The sequence below is a fragment of the Ferruginibacter sp. genome (assembly GCF_014377975.1).
GTDB lineage: Bacteria > Bacteroidota > Bacteroidia > Chitinophagales > Chitinophagaceae > Ferruginibacter.
Genome location: NZ_JACMOO010000193.1, coordinates 1 through 19,476, shown reverse-complemented (window position 1 = coordinate 19,476; position 19,476 = coordinate 1). Strand labels below are relative to the sequence as shown.

Sequence of the window (19,476 nt, the reverse complement as noted above, 5' to 3'; positions counted from 1 at the left end):
TCATTTATAGCTGAATTATATTTGAATAAATAATATTCACACAAAATAACACTTTTTCCCACTCCTTATTCAATTAAACAGAAAACATTTTTTTCCACATGCTTAAATCGGGCAGGAATGTGGATTTGAGGCGGTTTTACCGGGTACGGTACGTGTATTATCTGTTAATACTGGTGTATAACCTGTGCATTACTTTTTTTGATAAGAAAGGAAGTTATTCCATAATATCTAAGGAAAATAAAATTCAATGGGAATGGGTGCCCAAAACCTTACACAATGTTGTAGGATGAAAAAATATTTTTTGGTATTTGTAAATAAAATGAGAAAGATTTTAAGCCATGTCATTCCGATAGTTCCCATAGGATTTTTTGATATTGTATCAAAATTATCTATACCCAAACACTGCACATATTATTGATTATAATATTCCAAAATCAAATGGCCTGAATCTTTCAAATAATATTATCAAGGATGAAAAGGCAGAAACTTGAACGCTACCAAAATACAGCTTACCAGAAAATGGAAAAATAAGGTTGCATGATAATTAAGAAACTAAAAAATACGCATTGACAGGGCAGATTTGATATTGGGTGAAGATTTGAATCCAAGAACTGTATTATTAGTGAAAATTCTTTTGAAGAATTGAATAATTATAATCGTGTTTTTTTAGAAAATCAATAATCTTGCTTTTAAAAATACTAATATCTTCGTCTGTTCTTCGGTTAATAAAATATGTTAATATGCCCCACTTCAAAACAGAATTTAAAAAAATAGAATTTCCGTTAAAAGATAATCTTATAGAGTACAGACCGCTCTCACTAATCATAATTTTATTGGTAACTATCTTTTTTATTTTCAATGAAGGAAATTCATGATTTAGTTGTTCCATAAAAGTATTAGCAAAATCCATTTTAATTATATTTGATTTAGAGAACTATTTATTTTGATATTTAAAAATGCTATGGGTTATTTAATTGAGCGTATAAGATTGGATTAATGAAGTGTTATTGTCAAACGAGCTTACTGATTCTTATGGAGGTTACCTATATTTATCCTGCCCAATAATCGTCCCCCCTTTATTTAACTCCTCTAAATTTAAGCCCTTCTACTTGCAAATAAGCTTACCGAATATGATATGACAGCATACTACACATAAGCCAAAATACGTACAGCTTAATAGAAAAAAGAAAACCCGGCTGATTGATATCGAACGCATCATTACAATAGCAGGTACATTCGGCGTGAACCCGATAGCAATGGGATTATTTGGCGAGTTGCATGTAACAGCTAATTTTAATAAGAAAGAACAACACGTAATCGTACAGAAAAAAAACGATTCACTAATAAAATTTTGAATAACGATTACAAATAAAAATTAAGTAGATAGAACATCTACTTCAAAACAACCAGTAGTGATTAACAAGTTGAAATAGTTAGAATATATTTTACCTTTATCTTATAAATTAAATACCATGGGACTTGTGTATGCAGAAATAGAATTGATAAATGCCGAAGATATTGGATTGGCGCGCCGTTTTATAATTGGTGAAGAGGAAGTAAAACGAATGTTTGTAAAAATGCTGGTAGATTCCGGAGCTTATAATTTATGCATCAACGAAAACATTCAACAACAACTACAGTTGCCTTTTGTTGAAAAACGAAAAGCTCAATTGGCAAACGGGCATATTGAAGAATATGATGTAGTTGGCCCAATACAAATTAGATTTAAAAATAGAAAAACAGTTTGTAATGCTATGGTGCTGAGTGGTGACAATGAACCTTTATTAGGAGTAATTCCATTAGAAGACATGGATGTACTCATTCACCCTCTACGACAGGAATTAATTGTAAACCCTGAGCACCCCTATTTTGCGCAGATGAAATTAAAATAGACCCGCTTCTATTCTGTCAATATCTCTAAATTTTTGCCAGCGGAAAACTCAGTAAAAAGGAAGTTCCTTTGCCCAGAATACTTTCTGCCTTTATGCTGCCGCGATGTGCTTCCACCATTGTTTTTACGTAACTTAATCCAAGGCCAAAACCTTTTACATTGTGCAGGTTACCAGTATGCGCCCGGTAAAATTTTTCGAAGATTCTTGCAACGGTTTCTTTGTTCATCCCAATGCCATTGTCTTCTATTTTTATTTTGAATGTATTGCCCGCAGTTTGTGTAGTGATCTTTATCCGGAGGTCATCTTTTGAGTATTTTACAGCATTATCCAACAGGTTACTTACCAGGTTGGTAAAATGTACATCGTCCGCCATCAATACATCGTTTGTTGCTGCAAGGTTCACTTCTAACCGTCCTTTCTTTTCGTCTACCTGCAAATTAATATTGTTTAACGCACTGGTTATTAAATCATGCGCATGTAGCTTTTTCAGGTTCAACTGCACTTCCTGCTTATCCAGCAAAGCCGCCTGCAGTATGGTTTCCACCTGTTTGTTCATGCGCTTGTTTTCTTCTTTTATAATACCGGTAAAATAATTCATTTTCTCCCGGTCATTAATTACCTTTTCATTTTTTAACGCATCCACTGCCAGCGAAATTGTTGCCAGTGGCGTTTTAAATTCATGCGTCATATTATTAATGAAATCAGATTTTATTTCGCTGAGCTTTTTCTGTTTTATCAGTGCCCTTACGGTAATAAAAAATGCACAAATAATAATGATGGTAAAAACAACGGCGCCAATAATAAACCAGGTCATAGACTGCCAGATAAAACTTTTGGCATGTGGCACAATTAAAATCAATAATTCTGATGGAGATATTCCCTCTGACAAACTTCCCGGAGGTGATTCAAGCGGCAGGACAATAGGATTATTATTGGCAGAGTCGCTGTAGAGTTTGTAAAAATTATCAGATTGAATTTCATCTCCAATCAGTGAGGTAGAGCTGATAGCAAATTCAAAGGGAATTTTTTCAAGATTTTGTTTAGTAAATGCTTTATGAATTATATCCCTAATCTCATCCCTGGAATAACGTTGGGTTATGGAAGGTTTATAAATCTCCCGTTGTAATCTTTCGCTGGGAAATATGAAACCACCTTTTTTTGTCAACGGCATTAAATTTCCTTTTTCAATCATCAGGTCTACCGAAGCCTGGTAAGTAGCCATGGTTACATGTTCTTTAAATTTTTGTGCCTCCGATTTTAGAGAACCTTTAATCCATAGTATCTGAAAAAAAATAATACCCAGCAGTGAGAGCAATATTAAAACAGTAATAACGGGGAAATTTTTCTTCATACTTACAAAAGTAAATTAGTGCCGGGCTTTATGCCGGTTAAAAAGTTGCAAAGGGTAAATTTAACGAAGGTTTTAGAACTATCAACATTTCCAAAAATTAGGGGTTGATTATTTCGGTAAAATAAAATAATTGAATTATTTTACAAACATGATTTCACCAGCAGCAGGCATATTATTAATTGCAGACCCCTTTTTAAAAGATCCGAATTTTATGCGGACAGTTATTTTAATTTGCGAGCACCGGCAAAAGGGTAGTTTTGGATTTGTATTGAACAAACAGTTTGAACAAACACTGGATGAACTGATGACCGGTTTTGATGGATTTCCGATACCAGTTTATTATGGAGGTCCGGTACAAATGGATACCATTCACTTTTTACATCAATATCCCGAGCAGGTGCCTGGCGGCATGGAAATAATGAAAGGTGTTTACTGGGGTGGTAATTTTGAAAAGCTTTCTAAAATGGTAAAAAATCAGGAACTGGATTTTAGTAAAGTACGGTTTTTTATTGGATACAGCGGGTGGAGCGATGGACAGCTGGATACCGAACTGAAAGAAAAAAGCTGGCTAACAGTATCAGCTACGCGTAATTTAATTTTTCATCCCCAGCCGGACGATATCTGGAAAGACAGCCTTAAACATTTGGGTGGTGATTATGAAATGATGATTAATTTTCCTACTGATCCATTGCTGAATTGAGTTAGTATTCTATATTTTATTATGCAGGTACACTCCTATTATTTTGTGTAACAATCCTTAAAGAACTAACAGAAACATCAAATAAAAATTAGCGGTATTTTAAATTACACTGCTGCTTGTAATAAACCACCCACTGTAATTAAATATAAAATGAAGGGCTACAAATGCAGCCTGCTCATCCAAAAATATTGGTGCAGGCAATAAAATTTTTTAGCCCTGGCTGTTATAATTCCAATTTAAAATCCGCCTCTTTTACATCCCTGCTGTTACCACCGATAAACAGTTTATAATTACCTGGCTCTGCAACATATTTTAAATCGCTGTTGTAAAATTTAAGGTCTTTATTGCTGATGGTAAAGGTTACTTTTTTTGACTCTCCTGCCCTTAATGCAATTTTTTGAAATCCCTTTAATTCCTTTACCGGCCGGGTGATGGACCCCACCAGCTGCCTGGTGTATAACTGCACTACTTCTTTGCCCGCTACATTGCCTGCATTGGTTATTGTTACTGTGGCAGTAATGGTTTGATTGCCTTTGAGGAAATTACTGCTTAAAGCAATATCGCTGTAAGTAAACGTGGTATAACTTAAGCCATAACCGAAAGGAAACAATGGATCGTTGGAAACATCTAAATAATTGGAACGGAATTTCTGAAACCATTTGCCCTCCGGCAGCGGACGTCCGGTATTTTTATGGTTATAGTAAAGTGGTATCTGCCCAACATTCTGTGGAAATGTAGTACTCAGTTTTCCCGAAGGATTTACATTGCCAAACAATACATCTGCAATGGCATCACCGGCTTCGGTTCCGCTAAACCATACATTTAAAATAGCCGGTACCTGCTCGTTTTCCCATTGCAAGGTTAGCGGCCTGCCGGTAAACAAAACCAGTACCACCGGCTTGCCGGTTTTTAACAATGCCGCCAGTAAATCCTGTTGAATTTTTGGAATACCTATTTCAGAACGACTGGCAGATTCTCCACTCATTTCTGCAGATTCGCCTACTGCCGCAACAATAACATCTGCCTGATTAGCGATGTCGAGTGCTTCTTTTAAAATTACTTCATTTGACCGGCTATCCCTGTGTAAGGTTTTTCCAAATACCGTTGCTCTTTGTTCAAACATGCTGTCTGCATCCAGGTTAGATCCTTTGGCATACAATATTTTTGCGTTGCCGCCCACTGCATTTTTTAGTCCCTGTAAAACAGAAATGGGTGTAGACATATCTGTTGCAACACTCCAGGTGCCGGACATATTTTCTTTTGCATCTGCCAACGGGCCAATCAAAGCAATAGTTCCACTTTTTCTGATGGGTAACAAGCCATTTTTATTTTTTAATAATACAAAACTTTCTTCCGCAATTTCTTTAGCAGCCTTTCTATTAGCGGGTGTAAAAATTTCTGTTGCTGCACGTTGTTCGTTGCAATACTTGTATGGATCATCAAACAAACCCAGTTTATATTTTGCTTCCAGTATCAGGCGGCAGGCAATATCAATTTGCTGTTGTGTAACTTTTTTTTCTGAAAGCGATTTTTTCAACGTCGTTAAAAATCCTTCTCCCACCATGTCCATATCAATACCGGCATTTAAAGCCAGTGAAGCAACCTTTTGCAGATCGCCCATACCATGATCCATCATTTCATTAATACCGGTATAATCCGTTACTACAAATCCCTTAAAACCCCATTGATTGCGCAGTACATCTGTCATTAAAAATTTACTGGCGGTAGCTGGTATGCCGTCCACTTCATTGAAAGATGCCATCACACTTCCTGCACCTGCATCTACTGCAGCCTTGTAAGGAGGCAGGTATTCATTGTACATTCTTACCCGGCTCATATCGGTAGTATTGTAATCACGGCCCGCTTCTGCGGCTCCATAAAGGGCAAAATGTTTTACACAGGCCATAATGGTATTGTTCTTTGAAAGATCATTGCCCTGGTATCCTTTTACCATTGCGGCGGCTATTGTTGAACCCAGATAAGTATCCTCTCCATTTCCCTCCGAAATCCTTCCCCAGCGCGGATCACGGCTGATGTCAACCATCGGGCTAAAGGTCCAGCAAATGCCATCGGCACTGGCTTCAGTTGCTGCAATGCGGGCGGCTTTTTCCACAAGATCCATATCCCAGATACAAGACATTCCCAAAGGAATGGGAAAGGTTGTCTGATAACCATGAATAACATCCATACCAAACATCATAGGAATTTTTAGGCGGCTTTCTTCCACTGCTACTTTTTGTACAGCCTTAATTTTTGCAACTGATTTAATGTTGAAAAGACCACCAACTTTTCCTTCCCGGATTTTTTTTCCTAAATCAGAATTAGCTGCATGACCTGTAACAATGTCGCCTGAACCTGGTAAATTTAACTGGCCCAGTTTTTCATCCAGCGTCATTTTCTTCATCAATGCATCAATGAAGGTTTTCATTTTAACAGCATCCGTAGTTTGGCCAGTTGTTTGTAATGAGACAAAAAGTATAACTATTGTCAGAACTTTTGTAAACAATTTCATAATAGCGTATTTTATTATTTCAGTAAAAAAGGTGCAATCACTTTTTGCCAGATGGCATATCCTTTTGCATTCATGTGTAACTTATCTTCTCTAAAAATATCATTCATTACTGTACCATCCGGCTTAAACATTTTGTGGTATACGTCTATGTAGGCCGTATTTTTTTGTTTGGCAAGATATTTTTTTATTAGTGAATTACCCTCTATCATTTTAGGCAACAAATGCTGCCTGCTGGGACTTGGCTTCATCGAAACAAAAGCAATGGGAACTTTGGGAAGCTGCTTTCTTATCAGCATAAACAATTGCTTAAACCGACCGAGTACTACTTTTCCGTTTACTGCTGTATCAACACCGGCCAGGTCATTTTCTCCGCAATAAATTACAATTTGTTTTGGCCGATAAGGGATTATAATATCGTTGGCAAAATGAATTACATCTGGCAGGGATGAGCCGCCGAAACCCCGGTTGATGATAGTATACTGCGGAAAGTAATTTTGTACATCCGTCCATTTAGTAAAAGAAGAACTACCTACAAAAAGAATGGCATTCTTTGCTGGAAAATGAGCACTGTCCTGTTTTTTGAAGGATTGAATATCACTATAGAATGGTTCTGTTTGTGCTTGGGCCGGATTAAAACAACACCATGCAGCAATAAAGAAGATGATTTTATAACTTCCTGAGCAAAATTCATTTTTCATATATTATTTCGTTTTAAAAAAAATAAATCGTTTTATAAGCCGTGCAAGGCGGTAAACAATATGCCTGAGTACTTCCCTGGAGATTGCCACAGTTAGCGTTCATCCTGCCCGAACCGCTCATCTTTCGTTACATCCCACTTCGTAAGAAATACCGAAACCCATCCGGATATTTTTTTTAATCTTAATTTGTATACTGGTTTTCAATATACTTTCCTACCGCATCTGTTTATACCGGATGTAACACAAAAGCACCCTACTTGTTTTACCAGGAAAAATTTTGATATTGCTTTTTTAGTGTTTTCATCCGTCTACCACATCGCTTCTTTATTACTTACAACCAGTAGCGTAACTTTTTTGAAAGCAAACATAGCGTGTTTCGTACTTTCGGGGCAATTTTTATTCTGCTTTTTTAGCAACAGTTTTTTGTGACACCTTATTTTTCATTAATGGCTTCGATATAAAAATAATAATCATGTTGGTTGTCCATTATTTTTAACCAGTATTCATAAAAATCATGCACCGCAATACAAGTATAATTTTTAAGGATCGATACCATGGTAATATTATAAGCAAAGGCATTGTTCAACGGTTTACACTTCAGGTAAGCCCGTTGCTTGTATACATAATTCATTGTATACACCACCATTCCATAAACGAAGAAATTTTTTTTGAAAAACATTTTCAATTCAGCATGTCGCGGCTACACCAATAACCCCGCTATCTGAAGCTAAACAAAAAACGGGACTGCCTGCAAGTTACAATTACTGCCACGGCGTTGCACCATGCTACTCCTCATTCGCTAAAATTAGCAATGGCCGTATAGCCATACTTTATATTAGTTGGGTTGCAATAGGTTTGCTGTTTATACTGTGAGGAATTATGGTACACCATGCACAGGGAGCCAATGCTAAATAGCGATACTGCTTTTGAACGTAGTCCCGAAAAATTGAGATAAACTGCGGCAATAATACCAAATTAAAATAGTGAAGATCGAATCATAATTTTTTGTATGACGTATATCTATCTCTTGGTTTAAAAACTATGTGATCAATGCTCCATTTTCCTGGACCAATAAAAAAGAAAAGCAGGCCAAATAACACAAACATAAATGCATGCTGATCTTCGTACCAGAATTTGCCATGACCGATTTTAAAAGTGACATAACACATAATGATGATCATCATTGCTGCCGCTACCCTCGTAAACAATCCAAGCAACAACAATACACCGCTTAAAAATTCGGCTGACTTACCAATGTATGGCAACAGGGATGGATAGGATTCATTTTTAAAATTATCCCATTGTGCGTATTCTTTCATTTGTTCTTCGTTAAAAACATCGGCACCATGATACACTATCATTGCACCAACGATGATGCGAAGTAAAGCAACGATTGTTTTGGTATTAGACTGTAAAGGAGATAGTAGTTTCTTCATAGTAATCAATTTATTTTAAGGCCATGTCATTTTCTTTTTGCAAAAAATTGGCCGACTCCTGCAAACCATTTGCGTACCACTGCTGCAGGGATTCATCAGCAACTATTTGTAAAGGTACCGTGGCAGATTGGGATGGCTCATTGTAAGGTATGTTGCCACTTCTGTTGTACACTGAAATCAATGACCATCTTGGTTTGTCGGATAAATTAGCTTCAGACCGATGCAATAAATTTGGATGAAAATACAATGCATCGCCAGGTTGTATTTCTACATAAATCAATTCCCTTGTTTTTAAAACAAGATCAATATAATGCTGCGAAGCTCCTATCTGCTCTCCTGCAAAACCATGCTCAATGCGGCCCATTTTATGCGTACCTTTTATAACCTGCAGACAACCATTTTCTTTATTGGCTTCTGTTATGGCAATCATTACAGAAATCATCTGGTTGGGAAACAGGAATTCATTTTTGTACCAGTAACCATAATCCTGGTGCCATTCCCATGCACCGCCTACCCTTGGTTCCTTCTGCATCAGCTTGCTGTGAAAATGACATACCGGGGTTGTTTCTTCCATCAACTGATCAACAGAATGCACCAAGCGTTCGCTTTTAGTGAGCAGGCCATACGCATCATTACCGGGTGTATACCAGAGCGCAAGTTTAGTTTTTTTACCCGACTGGTCATTCAGGTCGAAGGCATGATTTTTCATGGTATCATCTCCTGTTACAATTCCATACAATTTTTCTATTTCTTCTTTACTAAGAAAATTCTTTACAATGATATAGCCATCCTGGTGATAGGCGGCGATTTGTCCGGTTGTTAATTTAAAGTTTGACATGGTTCAAATTTTTATTGAATGTTGATCAATTATTTTTTTCTCAAAGAGTGAAGGTGGTTATTTTTTAAATGGAAGCCCATTCTTTTTACTGTAATAATATTAAGTAATTCTTATCACCCACATTAGCAAGCACATTCATTAAGTTTATACATCGGTTTTGTCATTGAACAGCCGGTTGTGCTGAAAGCAGAACCTTAGCGATCAAAAAATTTTTACTTAAATTGAGTTTATCCCACGCTTCATTGATATAATCCCAGTAAGATAATGTAAACTCTGCGCCTTCTCTTTCGCTTGCAAGGCCGCTTACGGATGTTAATAGTGTCAAAAGTTACGAAAGGTTTGGCGTTGTGCAATTTCAAACAACGTAGTGTCAGGAATATTTTTACAATGCCAATCGGATTTACACTATCCGAATGTTCATCTTTGAAATTAATTTTTTGACCAACAGGCTACTTACGCAATCCATAAAGAAAGGCAGAATAATTATTTTTTTGCATGGCAATAAATCAATCTTGAAAAATTTTGGTATCCGTTTTTTATCCCTCTGTTCCTGGTAAAAAGAAAATCACGATGACAATCGTTAGGCTTTTCTCTCTCAAATCTACATCAATGCAGGGTGCTATGCATCCGCAATAAATAAAAGCTTTTTATTTTGTTAGATAAAAATTTACAGCACTGGTTATATTTTACAACGCAGGCTCAGTAAATCCAAGCTTTTTTAAGCCTTGTTTTATTTCGGGACAACCCATAAATAATTTCCACAATAAACCGCTGCGATAATTTTCTATCATTACGATAATAGGTCCCTGGTCTATGGCCAGATGGCTTTGTGCATACCAGTTTTTTGTTTCGTTAAAAGCATCTGTAAAACCGTAGGGGCTCCATATTTTATCGCCCAGGTCATAATAAAAATGCTTTAACGCTTTCATTGAAAACTCAGGTGTATAGGGGAATGCACTTAATGCAGCCGTAGGCGTAATGGTTCCTTCATCATTGGTGGGCGAGTAGGCATTGTAACCATCGTAAGTATCTGAAGCCGTAAGTCCCCAGCAATTTTCGCCATACCCTTTAAACGCTTTTGGATTGTCAACACAGTAGGCATGATTGATCAGGGTGTGATTTTGATTCTGCTCCCAGTAATCAGCATATTCATCTTTTAAACCATGCGGATTAAGGCCCATAAAAGAATATTGCGAGAAGAAAAGCGGGCCTCCATAATCAAAGCCCAATGGTAATTTGTAGCCATAAAATGTTTTACCATTTTTAAAGAAAATACTTTGTGCCCAGCCATGATGATATACGGCACTAGTAACCGGATAAAGTTCGGCACTTGCTGCCAGCACATACATAATCAGGCATTCATTAAAACCACGTACCGGAAAATTCATCGCCCAGCCATTGTTGGGGCTCCAGTGCCAGTACAACACTTCTTCGCCGCCCTTTGTAAACCAGTTCCATTCTATGTCGTTCCACATCCAGCTAATCTTATTTCTAAGCTCGGTTTCGGTATTATTTGTACCATTAAAATATTGTCGTACGCATAATAAACCCTGAAATAAATAAGAAGTTTCCACTAAATCTGCCCCATCATCTTTACGGCTAAAAGGAATTGTTTTTCCCGTTGCTCCATTTAGCCAATGTGGAAATACGCCATGATAACTATCTGCTTTTGTTAAAAAATTAACGAGTTTCAGCATCCGTTTTGCCGCAGTATCCCTGCTGATCCATTTTCTCTCAGTAGCAACAATTATAGCCATTACACCAAAACCTGTGCCGCCAGTAGTGGTTACTTCTTCGCCATAATTGTAAGCCACATTGCTTCGTTCCCTTGCCATACCACTTACCGGATGTGCAAAGTCCCAGAAATATTTAAAAGTTTGCTGCTGCACCACATCCAGCAAAGCACTGTCTGATAAATTTACCTGCCGGGTTACAACCGCTGGCTGCTGCCGTTGTTTTATTTTTTGGGCATTACAGCAAATACTGAACATCAATACTGCAACGGTAAGGGAAAGATTTATTTTTATTTTAATCATCTGGCAATGTAGTTTTTTAAAGGTTATCAGCAAATCGAATAAGTAAAATACGAATTATTTTTCTGCCTGTCTTTACTATCGTGGTTAAAGATAAGGCGCCGTGAAACCGAGCTTTATAAGCCCCTGCTTTACTTCAGGACAACTGGTAAAAAGATTCCACAACAAACTTGTTCTGTAATTTTCTATCATCACAATAGCCGGACCCTGGTCAATGGCCAGTGTAGAATTTGCAAACCAGGCATCCTGTAAACTGAAGGCATCATAAAATCCATAATCGCCCCACATTTTATCGCCGAGTTTATAATAAAAAAAATGCAATGCAGCCATTGATTGCGTAGGTGTATATGGCAGCGAAGAAATGGCGGCAGTTGGTGTAATTACGCCTATGTCGTTGTCGGGCGCATTGGCATTGTAACCGTTGTTGGGTGTATCGCTGGCTGTTAATCCCCAGCACTGGCTGCTATAACCGTAATATTGTTTGGGGTTGGCCTTACAGTATTCGTAATTAATAAGGGTGTGGTTAATCGTTTGCGTTTGGTAGTCTGCATAATTATCTTTTAAGCCCCGGGGATTAATACCCAAAAAAGAATAGTGCTCAAAAAAGAGCGGTCCGCCAATATTTGGACCTAACGGTAAAACGTAGCCGAAAAAAGTATTGTTATTTTTCATTGCACCATTTCTTGCCCAGCCACTGTCATACACTGCTTTAGGGATACTGTTATTTACTGAAGCTGCCGCCATTACATACGTTATCAAAGCTTCATTCCAGCCGCTTATTTGTGCATTAATTATCCATGCTTTGTTTGGGCTCCAATGCCAGTATAAAACATTCTGGCTCCCTGGCGAAACCAGTTCCAGTCAACGCCATTCCATAAAATATTTATCTTGTTTCGCAAATCAGTTTCTGTTATATCGGCCGTGTTAAAATATTGCCTTGCTGTTAATAGTCCCTGCATCAGGTAAGAAGTTTCCACGAGGTCCGCTCCATCATCATCGGTACTAAAAGGAATGGTAGCGCCGGATGCACCATTTATCCAATGTGCAAAAGCACCGTGGTACTGCGTACAGCTATTAGTTAAAAAATCAGTGATCTTCAATACCCGGGTAACTCCCGCTACCCGTGAAATAAATTTTCGGTTAACAGCAGCTACAATTGCCATGATACCAAAGCCTGTTCCACCTGTAGTTACCAAATCACCACTAGTGTTTCTTTCCCTGGCCATGCCGGAAACCGGGTGTCCAAAATCCCAAAAATATTTAAACGTTTGTTTTTGCACTTTGTCCAGCAAGGCGCTGTCACCAATGACAGGAAACTTATCACTGGAATCTATTTGTGTAATAAAGTTAATGACAGCAGGCGTTGATAAGGCGGTATTTTTCTTTGACTTCAATGTGCTGTTTACAGACAATATATATTTTGTAATAAACGCCAAAGCGATTACTGGCTGAAGAATTAATACGCTGTCATTATTTTGATAAGAAGCATTTAATGCAACAACAGTTCCATTGCTTTGAGATAACACTATGCCATTGACTACCGTATTCCGATCCATCGCCGCGGTAAATATTACTTTTATTATCGGCAAAACATTCACGCCATTTTGTGGCGTTGCTGCATTTGAATTGATGGTTGCAGTAATTAGTTTAAATGTTTCTATTACAGGAGTTGGCTGAGGATTGTCGCTTGCTTTTTTACAACTTATCCCTGCGGCTGATAACAAAAAGAAGATATACATGCAATGAATGCAACGCATCATAATAAATAATTTATTGAAAGCTGACAATAGAAAGAGGCTGCTTAGTAATGATTAAACCAGGCAACCTCTTTTAAAATTGATATTGAAAATGATAAACCTTTTTACAACATTAATTTACCTTCCTTGTTTTTCAAGTTGGTACAAGGCAGATATTTCCACATCGGTTAGTGCCTTACTATAAACCCTTAATTCATCCATAGCGCCGTTCAACAATCCATGAAAACCAAGCGTAGATGAAAGAGGAAAATGAGTAGAGGTATTAGAGAAACCACCGAGTACAACCTGCGTTGGAGTTGGAGATACAATTGGACCAAACCCACCTCTATGCCGAAAATTATTGTTTGAGACTCTTATGCTGTTCGCATACAAGTCAATGTTTTCAGTAGACGCGTCGTACCGCATTACATAATGAATCCAGTTACCCGAATTGGGTACTGTTTGATAGTCTACACCCACCGCACCATAGTCGTTGATATTATCAGCGCCATTTCTTGTACCGGCCGGGTAAGTGCCTATCCAGGTATGCAGATCCATATTTGCATCACCGGAAGCATGCCCTGTTTCGACCCCTACATTTAAAATATTTAACCAATCATTTTCCTTTGTGGTATCCCTTGCCAACGTAAAAAACTCGGAGAATGTTGAACCATTGTTTACCACCTTAATCCACAAACTTACCGAGCAACTTGCTAAAGCATTGGTACTATTCAATGCATCAATGGTAGGATATAATAAGTAACCTTTATTAAGTTGCAGTGCCCGCCCTTTTAAACCTGCAACAAAACTTGAATTAGAATCCACCAGCGGCGTTTTTTTTGACTTGGTTTCGGCTTTGCTATCATCGAAATTCCAATAGGCTAATAAACTGGAAGCTGCTACTTCGCTGGAATTTACAAACCCGCCGGGTACAGGTGGCGGATCGCCTTTGGTAACAGTATCATTGTAATCAGCTTTTGTACAGGCTAAAAAACTACCTGTTACAAACAAAGCTGTTACTATTATTAAATTGTATTTTTTCATTGTTAATTTTTTGAATTCATTTAATAAAAATTTATCAATACTGGGGATTCTGGATAAGCTTTTTGTTGCTTAAATCAATCTCTGCCTGTGGTATTGGAAATATTTCATTCTTTCCATCTACAAAACCTTTTCCCAATGCTCTCAGCACAGTGCCTGCCCTTCCCTGTCTTACCAGGTCAAAAAACCTATCCTGTTCCATTGCCAGTTCAGAACGCCTTTCCTTCCAAACGTCATTTAAGGTTACCGTTGCCAATGATGGCAAGCCAGCCCTGTTTCTTACGCGGTTGATAGCCGTGAGTGCATCCCCGGTTTTACCTAATTTAACAGCTGCTTCCGCATTCATTAATAATACCTCCGCATAGCGCATAATTCGTATGTTCTTTGGCTTGGAGTCTTTACTACCCGACAACTGCGGCGATTCTGCCGTAGAACTTGCATATCCCTTGTAGTTATATCGTGGGTTTACCACAGAATCCAATGAAGGTATTCTAAAGCCATCCCAAAGGGTGGTACCGAAATTTCCCGGGCCATTGGGGTTTGCCGTAGGTTGAATAAAAATGATGGTTCCTGCTTTGCGGGTATCGCCTGGCTCATAAGAAGTTGCCAAATCAAGGCTGGGTGAATTCCAGCCAAAACCCAAATCATCCCAGCCGCCTTTTCCTCTCGGGCCCTGGCCATTACTGTATAAAGGGCTCACTGCATTTTCGCCTATATTCACTCCAGTCTGCACTTCAAATAAAGATTCGGAATTATTGTTTCCACCAGCGCCATTTACAGGTTTCTCTCTAAAAATTACATTGTAATCGGTTAAGGTATCTCCTTTATCTGTTACAAGAGAATATAAGCCAGAGCCTATTACATCTGAGGTAAGGTCATACACTTTTTGCCAGCCCTGCTGGTACATGTAAACCTTTGCCAGCAAGCCTTCGGCTGCACCTTTGCTGGCACGCCCCACTGTTGTATTTGCATTTCCTTTTGTGGGTAAATTGTCTACCGCAAACTGAAGATCGCTGATGATTAAGGTATAAATTTCTTCTTTTGAAACTTTGGTCACCAACGAATCTGAATTAAAATCTGCCACGCCGGGCACCCTCGTTATTTTAGGAACCCCACCAAACAAACGTACCAGGTTGAAGTAATACAGACCACGGATATAACTTAATTCTCCTTTTAGCCGGCTGACAGTTGCTGCATCGAAAGTTGCTTTATCTAAAATCTCCAGCCCCTTGTTTGCCTGGTTAATGCCAACATAATAACCTTTCCAAAGATTATCGAAAAAGAAACTGTTAGGAGTTACAGTAAAATTATCGATCAGTTCGCCCTGTGAATTATCGCCCGGAACACTGCCTGGGTCTGCATCATCAGACGCTTCGTCCACTGTTACGTAATATAAAAAGCCTACGGTATTATTACCAAAACCGCCCTGGTAAAGCGAATTGTACACACCGGTTACCAGATTTTGCGCAGCAGTTGGATCTTTTAATACAGCCGCTTCATCAATCTGCCCCTGTGCGGGAACATCAAGAAAGCTCTTTTTGCAACTGCTTGCAATAAGCAATGTTGTTACCGAAATAAAAATTAATATTTTGTAGTTCATAACATTTATTATTAGAATGATAGATTGATACCGAAAGCATACGTTCTGGTAGAAGGATAAGAGTTAAGTTCGATGCCTGCATTTAGCGGATTTGCACCAGGAACTTCCGGAGAAAATCCTGAATAATTAGTGATGGTAGCCAGATTTTGCGCAGTGGCATATATCCTTAGTTTGGAGATTTTATATCTGGCTAAAAAACTTTGTGCAAGCGTATATCCAATGGTAATATTATTTATTCTTAAGAAATCGCCCTTCTCTAAAAAGTAAGTAGAGTTTGGAAGTTGCGTAAGGGTTGCTCTTGGCACATTGCTGCTGGCGTTATTAGGCGTCCACCTTTTATTAGCAATGTCGGCTTCAATATTGTCCCGTTGGTCTGCCCCGGTTGATTGTTTTTTACCATTGTAAATTTTACCACCTGCAGTTCCATAAGCTCCAAAATTCAGATCAAAACTTTCGTAGGATATGCCACCATTTAATCCGAAAGTAACCTTGGGTTGATACGATCCTGAATATGCCCGGTCGTAGTCATCAATTTTACCATCGGGCTTGCCACCCGGTCCACTGATGTCTTTGTACTTCAAATCACCAGGTCGTGCATCGGGTTGTGCAGACGCTGCAATTTCCGCTGCATTTTTAAATGTACCTTCTGCCTGCAACAGGTAGAAACTACCAATCGGTACGCCATTATCTGATTTTGTTGTAAAGCCCTGGCTGTTACCTCCATCCTGTAATGCCTGTCCGCCTTTTAAGCCAATAATTTTATTTTGATTAAAAGCCGCATTCACGCCGATGTTATAAGTAAATTCTTTACTGATATTGTCACGCCAGTTTAGTGCCACTTCAATACCCTTGTTTACAAAGCTGGCTGCGTTGGTGGTATATTGTCCATCTGCATCCGGCAACGTACCTGGAATTTTGATGTTGATCAACGCATTATCCACTTCTTTTTTATAATAATCCACTTCACCGGAAAGCCTGCTTTTTAGCAACGAAAAATCAACACCAAAATCATACTCTTTGGTTGTTTCCCATCTTACATTTGGATCAGGCAACTGAGTAAAATTGATGCCGTAATTCTGTACGGGACTTTGTCCAAAAAAGTAAGGAGCATTAATGGTGGCAATGTTGAGGTAAGTATTTGAACCAATCTGGTCGTTACCTACCTTGCCATAACTGCCGCGGATTTTAAGATTGTCAAATATTTTCTGATCGGCCATAAACGCTTCCCTGGCTATGTTCCAGCCAACGCCTATTGAAGGAAAATATCCCCAATGATTGCCTGCCGCAAATTTTGAAGTGCCATCTGCCCTGATGGCAGCAGTCAGTAAATACCTGCCATCAAAATTATAATTGAGCCTGCCCAGGTAAGAATTGCGCCGGTATTTATCGCCTGTATTATCATTGTTTACCGTAGCGGAAGTTCCGGTTCCTAAATACCATTGATTTCTGTCTTCGGGTACATCCGACCTGCTGCCCAACAGTGAGTTAAAAGTATATTCTTCGGCCGTTGTTCCTGCCAGTAAAGTGATGTTATGTTTACCGAAAGATTTTTGAGCAGTAACCGTATTGTCCCATACCCAGCGGGTGGCGTTATTGCGTGTAACTGACAAAGAACTTTTTGGTCTTATTTCGTTACCACCCTTATCTATAAACACACTGTTGTCGCCGGTATTGGCATATTTATAGGCATAAGCCTGGTTGTTGTAAAAATCCAGATCGCTGCCAAAGCTAGACCGGAAGGTTAACCATTTAACAGGTTTTATGTCGATAGAAATAGTGCTTTGCAAACGGTTATCCAGTCCGCCACTGTAATTTTTATCCAGGGCCAGTAAGGGATTGCTCACATTATTAGACAATGAAGTGTTGCCGTACAGGTCGCCCAATTTAGAAGCAACATACGGGGCTGCACGATAGGCGTTGTTAAACACGCCCAAATCAATATCACGAAGGTTGGCCCTGCTATAAGATATAAGCGTGGAAACTTTTATGGCATTGCTTATTTTATAATCGTTGTTCGATCTTAATGTAAACCTGTCGAACTTGTTTGTTTTTACAATTCCCTCTTCGCCAATATATCCGGCACTTAAAAAGTAAGTGATTTTATCACTGCCGCCAGATAAAGACACGTTGTGGTTTTGCCACAGGCCTCTTCTTAATATCGCATCAAACCAATCAGTATTATACCCTGATGCCAATTTGGATGCAGGTACCAGACTATCACCACTTCCATAATACACGCTTGCTTCGTTTAAATAATTGGCATACTGGTGAGGGCCCGCCATATTTACCAAATGTGATGCTTCTTTAACGCCCAAACTTGCATCGTAACTTACAATCAGTTTACCTACCCTGCCTTTTTTAGTGGTGATGATTAAAACTCCATTGGCTGCCCGCATTCCATAAATAGCGGTGGCGGATGCATCTTTTAAAACATCAAAACTTACGATGTCGGCTGAATTGATATTTCTTATGTCATCCGTAATTATGCCATCTACAACATACAATGGATTGGCACCTCCAAGCATAGAACCAGTTCCCCTTACCCTTACTGTGGGCAACGAGTTTGGCTGGCCAGAACTAATTATTTGCACTCCCGCAACTTTACCCTGCAAAGCCTCTGTAGGCGTTAAAACCGGTTGCTTCGCCAACTCCGAACCGGAAACCGATGCAACAGATCCCGTAAGATCTTTGCGCCGTTGAGTGCCATAGCCTATAACTACTACCTGGTCGCTCACTTTTATTGACTGACTTAATTGAACATTGATTTCGGTGCGGACGCCCACCACTACTTCTTTTGTTTCATAACCCACATAACTAACAACAAGCGTTGCATTATCGGGAACCGTTAGAGCGTATTCGCCTGTTGTGGTCGTTGATACACCTTTGGAACCTCCCTTTACCTTTACACTGGCACCTGCGAGCGGGCTATCGTTTTCATCCGTTACCTTACCAGATACTTTTACATCAGCCTGCGCCTTGTTATCCTCCGCCTTAAACAATACTACCAGATTGTCTTTCATCATCTGATAACTTAATCCTGTACCGCTCAATAAAGTAATCATAACTTCCGGCAAATCTGCTTCCCTAAAGCTGGCATCAATTTTTTTATAGCCTGGTATAAGATTGTTGTTGTACACAAACCTGTAATCGGTTTTAGACTCTATCAGCGTGATTGCTTTGGAAAGTTCAGTATTTTTAAAAATTACCGTTATTTTGTTCTGGCTGTGGGCAGAAACAGAAAATTGCAGCATAAAAATGAGCAGCAAAGGAGTAATCAATTTCATAATCAGCACAATTTTAAATTTGCTTCGGTTGCCCAAAGCATGCAGCCGTTTGTTTTTTTTCATATGTTTGTCTTTTGGTTAATGTATACAAAAAGAAGGTTTGATCCACTTAAGCGTTTTTCAAATTTTCCGTGTTAGCCGTTTTAAATTCGGGAAATGCGTCAACATTTCCCGTTTTTTTATCTTTTAATTTTTACATAATTTTTTGTTTTTAAAAGGGTGATGGTATCATTGTCTGTTTTATAATTAAACCTTGTTGTTAGTTGCAATGCGAGCAGGGCTTCCTGGAGGGTTTCTTTTTTAAATGTAGCGGTAAGTGGCTCCTGCTTTAATTTTTCATCAGCAAATACAATTA

The 19,476-nt window shown here is 38.7% G+C and carries 16 protein-coding genes; 2 read left to right on the top strand and 14 right to left on the bottom strand.

The window, feature by feature from the left end:
- Window positions 1–1,472 precede the first annotated feature (1,472 nt).
- Window positions 1,473–1,892, top strand: a complete 420-nt coding sequence (locus H7254_RS11165) for a clan AA aspartic protease (RefSeq protein WP_301933042.1) — start codon at window positions 1,473–1,475, stop codon at window positions 1,890–1,892.
- 25 nt (window positions 1,893–1,917) lie between these two features.
- On the opposite strand, the gene H7254_RS11160 is transcribed toward H7254_RS11165, so the two are convergent.
- Window positions 1,918–3,243, bottom strand: a complete 1,326-nt coding sequence (locus H7254_RS11160; protein WP_301933041.1) for a sensor histidine kinase KdpD — start codon at window positions 3,241–3,243, stop codon at window positions 1,918–1,920.
- A 148-nt stretch (window positions 3,244–3,391) separates the two neighbouring features.
- On the opposite strand from H7254_RS11160, the gene H7254_RS11155 reads away from it, so the two are divergent.
- Window positions 3,392–3,943, top strand: a complete 552-nt coding sequence (locus tag H7254_RS11155; RefSeq protein ID WP_301933040.1) for a YqgE/AlgH family protein — start codon at window positions 3,392–3,394, stop codon at window positions 3,941–3,943.
- Window positions 3,944–4,166: 223 nt separating this feature from the next.
- Here H7254_RS11155 and bglX read toward each other — a convergent pair whose 3' ends face one another.
- The 13 genes from bglX to H7254_RS21505 all read right to left on the bottom strand — a co-directional run bounded on the left by bglX (window position 4,167) and on the right by H7254_RS21505 (window position 19,474).
- Window positions 4,167–6,455: a beta-glucosidase BglX gene (bglX, locus tag H7254_RS11150; RefSeq protein ID WP_301933039.1), complete on the bottom strand. Its 2,289-nt coding sequence runs from the start codon at window positions 6,453–6,455 to the stop codon at window positions 4,167–4,169.
- 14 nt (window positions 6,456–6,469) lie between these two features.
- Entirely contained in the window at window positions 6,470–7,153 is a 684-nt protein-coding gene (locus H7254_RS11145) for a GDSL-type esterase/lipase family protein (protein ID WP_301933038.1), read from the bottom strand.
- A 433-nt stretch (window positions 7,154–7,586) separates the two neighbouring features.
- Complete coding sequence (locus H7254_RS11140) at window positions 7,587–7,799, bottom strand: hypothetical protein (RefSeq protein WP_301933037.1); 213 nt, start codon at window positions 7,797–7,799, stop codon at window positions 7,587–7,589.
- A 349-nt stretch (window positions 7,800–8,148) separates the two neighbouring features.
- Complete coding sequence (locus H7254_RS11135) at window positions 8,149–8,589, bottom strand: DoxX family membrane protein (RefSeq protein ID WP_301933036.1); 441 nt, start codon at window positions 8,587–8,589, stop codon at window positions 8,149–8,151.
- Window positions 8,590–8,599: 10 nt separating this feature from the next.
- The gene (locus H7254_RS11130) at window positions 8,600–9,427 is read right to left on the bottom strand and encodes a phytanoyl-CoA dioxygenase family protein (protein WP_301933035.1); all 828 of its coding nucleotides are present in this window, start codon (window positions 9,425–9,427) and stop codon (window positions 8,600–8,602) included.
- A gap of 160 nt (window positions 9,428–9,587) precedes the next feature.
- Window positions 9,588–9,752 (bottom strand): hypothetical protein, encoded by a 165-nt coding sequence (locus H7254_RS11125; RefSeq protein ID WP_301933034.1) that lies wholly within the window; start codon window positions 9,750–9,752, stop codon window positions 9,588–9,590.
- Window positions 9,753–10,113: 361 nt separating this feature from the next.
- Window positions 10,114–11,463: a glucoamylase family protein gene (locus H7254_RS11120; RefSeq protein WP_301933033.1), complete on the bottom strand. Its 1,350-nt coding sequence runs from the start codon at window positions 11,461–11,463 to the stop codon at window positions 10,114–10,116.
- An 84-nt stretch (window positions 11,464–11,547) separates the two neighbouring features.
- Window positions 11,548–12,204: a glucoamylase family protein gene (locus H7254_RS11115; protein WP_301933032.1), complete on the bottom strand. Its 657-nt coding sequence runs from the start codon at window positions 12,202–12,204 to the stop codon at window positions 11,548–11,550.
- 47 nt (window positions 12,205–12,251) lie between these two features.
- Entirely contained in the window at window positions 12,252–13,220 is a 969-nt protein-coding gene (locus H7254_RS11110) for an Ig-like domain-containing protein (RefSeq protein WP_301933031.1), read from the bottom strand.
- A 114-nt stretch (window positions 13,221–13,334) separates the two neighbouring features.
- Entirely contained in the window at window positions 13,335–14,240 is a 906-nt protein-coding gene (locus H7254_RS11105; RefSeq protein ID WP_301933030.1) for a LamG-like jellyroll fold domain-containing protein, read from the bottom strand.
- Window positions 14,241–14,274: 34 nt separating this feature from the next.
- A complete protein-coding gene (locus H7254_RS11100; protein ID WP_301933029.1) occupies window positions 14,275–15,837 on the bottom strand; it encodes a RagB/SusD family nutrient uptake outer membrane protein in 1,563 nt (520 codons plus the stop codon).
- 11 nt (window positions 15,838–15,848) lie between these two features.
- Window positions 15,849–19,184, bottom strand: coding sequence for a TonB-dependent receptor (locus H7254_RS11095; RefSeq protein ID WP_301933028.1), 3,336 nt, complete (start codon window positions 19,182–19,184; stop codon window positions 15,849–15,851).
- A gap of 116 nt (window positions 19,185–19,300) precedes the next feature.
- Entirely contained in the window at window positions 19,301–19,474 is a 174-nt protein-coding gene (locus tag H7254_RS21505) for a FecR domain-containing protein (RefSeq protein ID WP_367875440.1), read from the bottom strand.
- Between the last annotated feature and the right edge of the window lie 2 nt (window positions 19,475–19,476).

Excerpts from the sequence above, each read along its gene's own strand:
- H7254_RS11165 (WP_301933042.1), top strand. The coding sequence starts at position 1,473 with ATGGGACTTGTGTATGCAGAAATAGAATTGATAAATGCCGAAGATATT.
- H7254_RS11160 (WP_301933041.1), bottom strand. The coding sequence starts at position 3,243 with ATGAAGAAAAATTTCCCCGTTATTACTGTTTTAATATTGCTCTCACTG.
- H7254_RS11155 (WP_301933040.1), top strand. The coding sequence starts at position 3,392 with ATGATTTCACCAGCAGCAGGCATATTATTAATTGCAGACCCCTTTTTA.
- bglX (WP_301933039.1), bottom strand. The coding sequence starts at position 6,455 with ATGAAATTGTTTACAAAAGTTCTGACAATAGTTATACTTTTTGTCTCA.
- H7254_RS11145 (WP_301933038.1), bottom strand. The coding sequence starts at position 7,153 with ATGAAAAATGAATTTTGCTCAGGAAGTTATAAAATCATCTTCTTTATT.
- H7254_RS11140 (WP_301933037.1), bottom strand. The coding sequence starts at position 7,799 with ATGGTGGTGTATACAATGAATTATGTATACAAGCAACGGGCTTACCTG.
- H7254_RS11135 (WP_301933036.1), bottom strand. The coding sequence starts at position 8,589 with ATGAAGAAACTACTATCTCCTTTACAGTCTAATACCAAAACAATCGTT.
- H7254_RS11130 (WP_301933035.1), bottom strand. The coding sequence starts at position 9,427 with ATGTCAAACTTTAAATTAACAACCGGACAAATCGCCGCCTATCACCAG.
- H7254_RS11120 (WP_301933033.1), bottom strand. The coding sequence starts at position 11,463 with ATGATTAAAATAAAAATAAATCTTTCCCTTACCGTTGCAGTATTGATG.
- H7254_RS11115 (WP_301933032.1), bottom strand. The coding sequence starts at position 12,204 with ATGGCGGCAGCTTCAGTAAATAACAGTATCCCTAAAGCAGTGTATGAC.
- H7254_RS11110 (WP_301933031.1), bottom strand. The coding sequence starts at position 13,220 with ATGATGCGTTGCATTCATTGCATGTATATCTTCTTTTTGTTATCAGCC.
- H7254_RS11105 (WP_301933030.1), bottom strand. The coding sequence starts at position 14,240 with ATGAAAAAATACAATTTAATAATAGTAACAGCTTTGTTTGTAACAGGT.
- H7254_RS11100 (WP_301933029.1), bottom strand. The coding sequence starts at position 15,837 with ATGAACTACAAAATATTAATTTTTATTTCGGTAACAACATTGCTTATT.
- H7254_RS11095 (WP_301933028.1), bottom strand. The coding sequence starts at position 19,184 with ATGAAAAAAAACAAACGGCTGCATGCTTTGGGCAACCGAAGCAAATTT.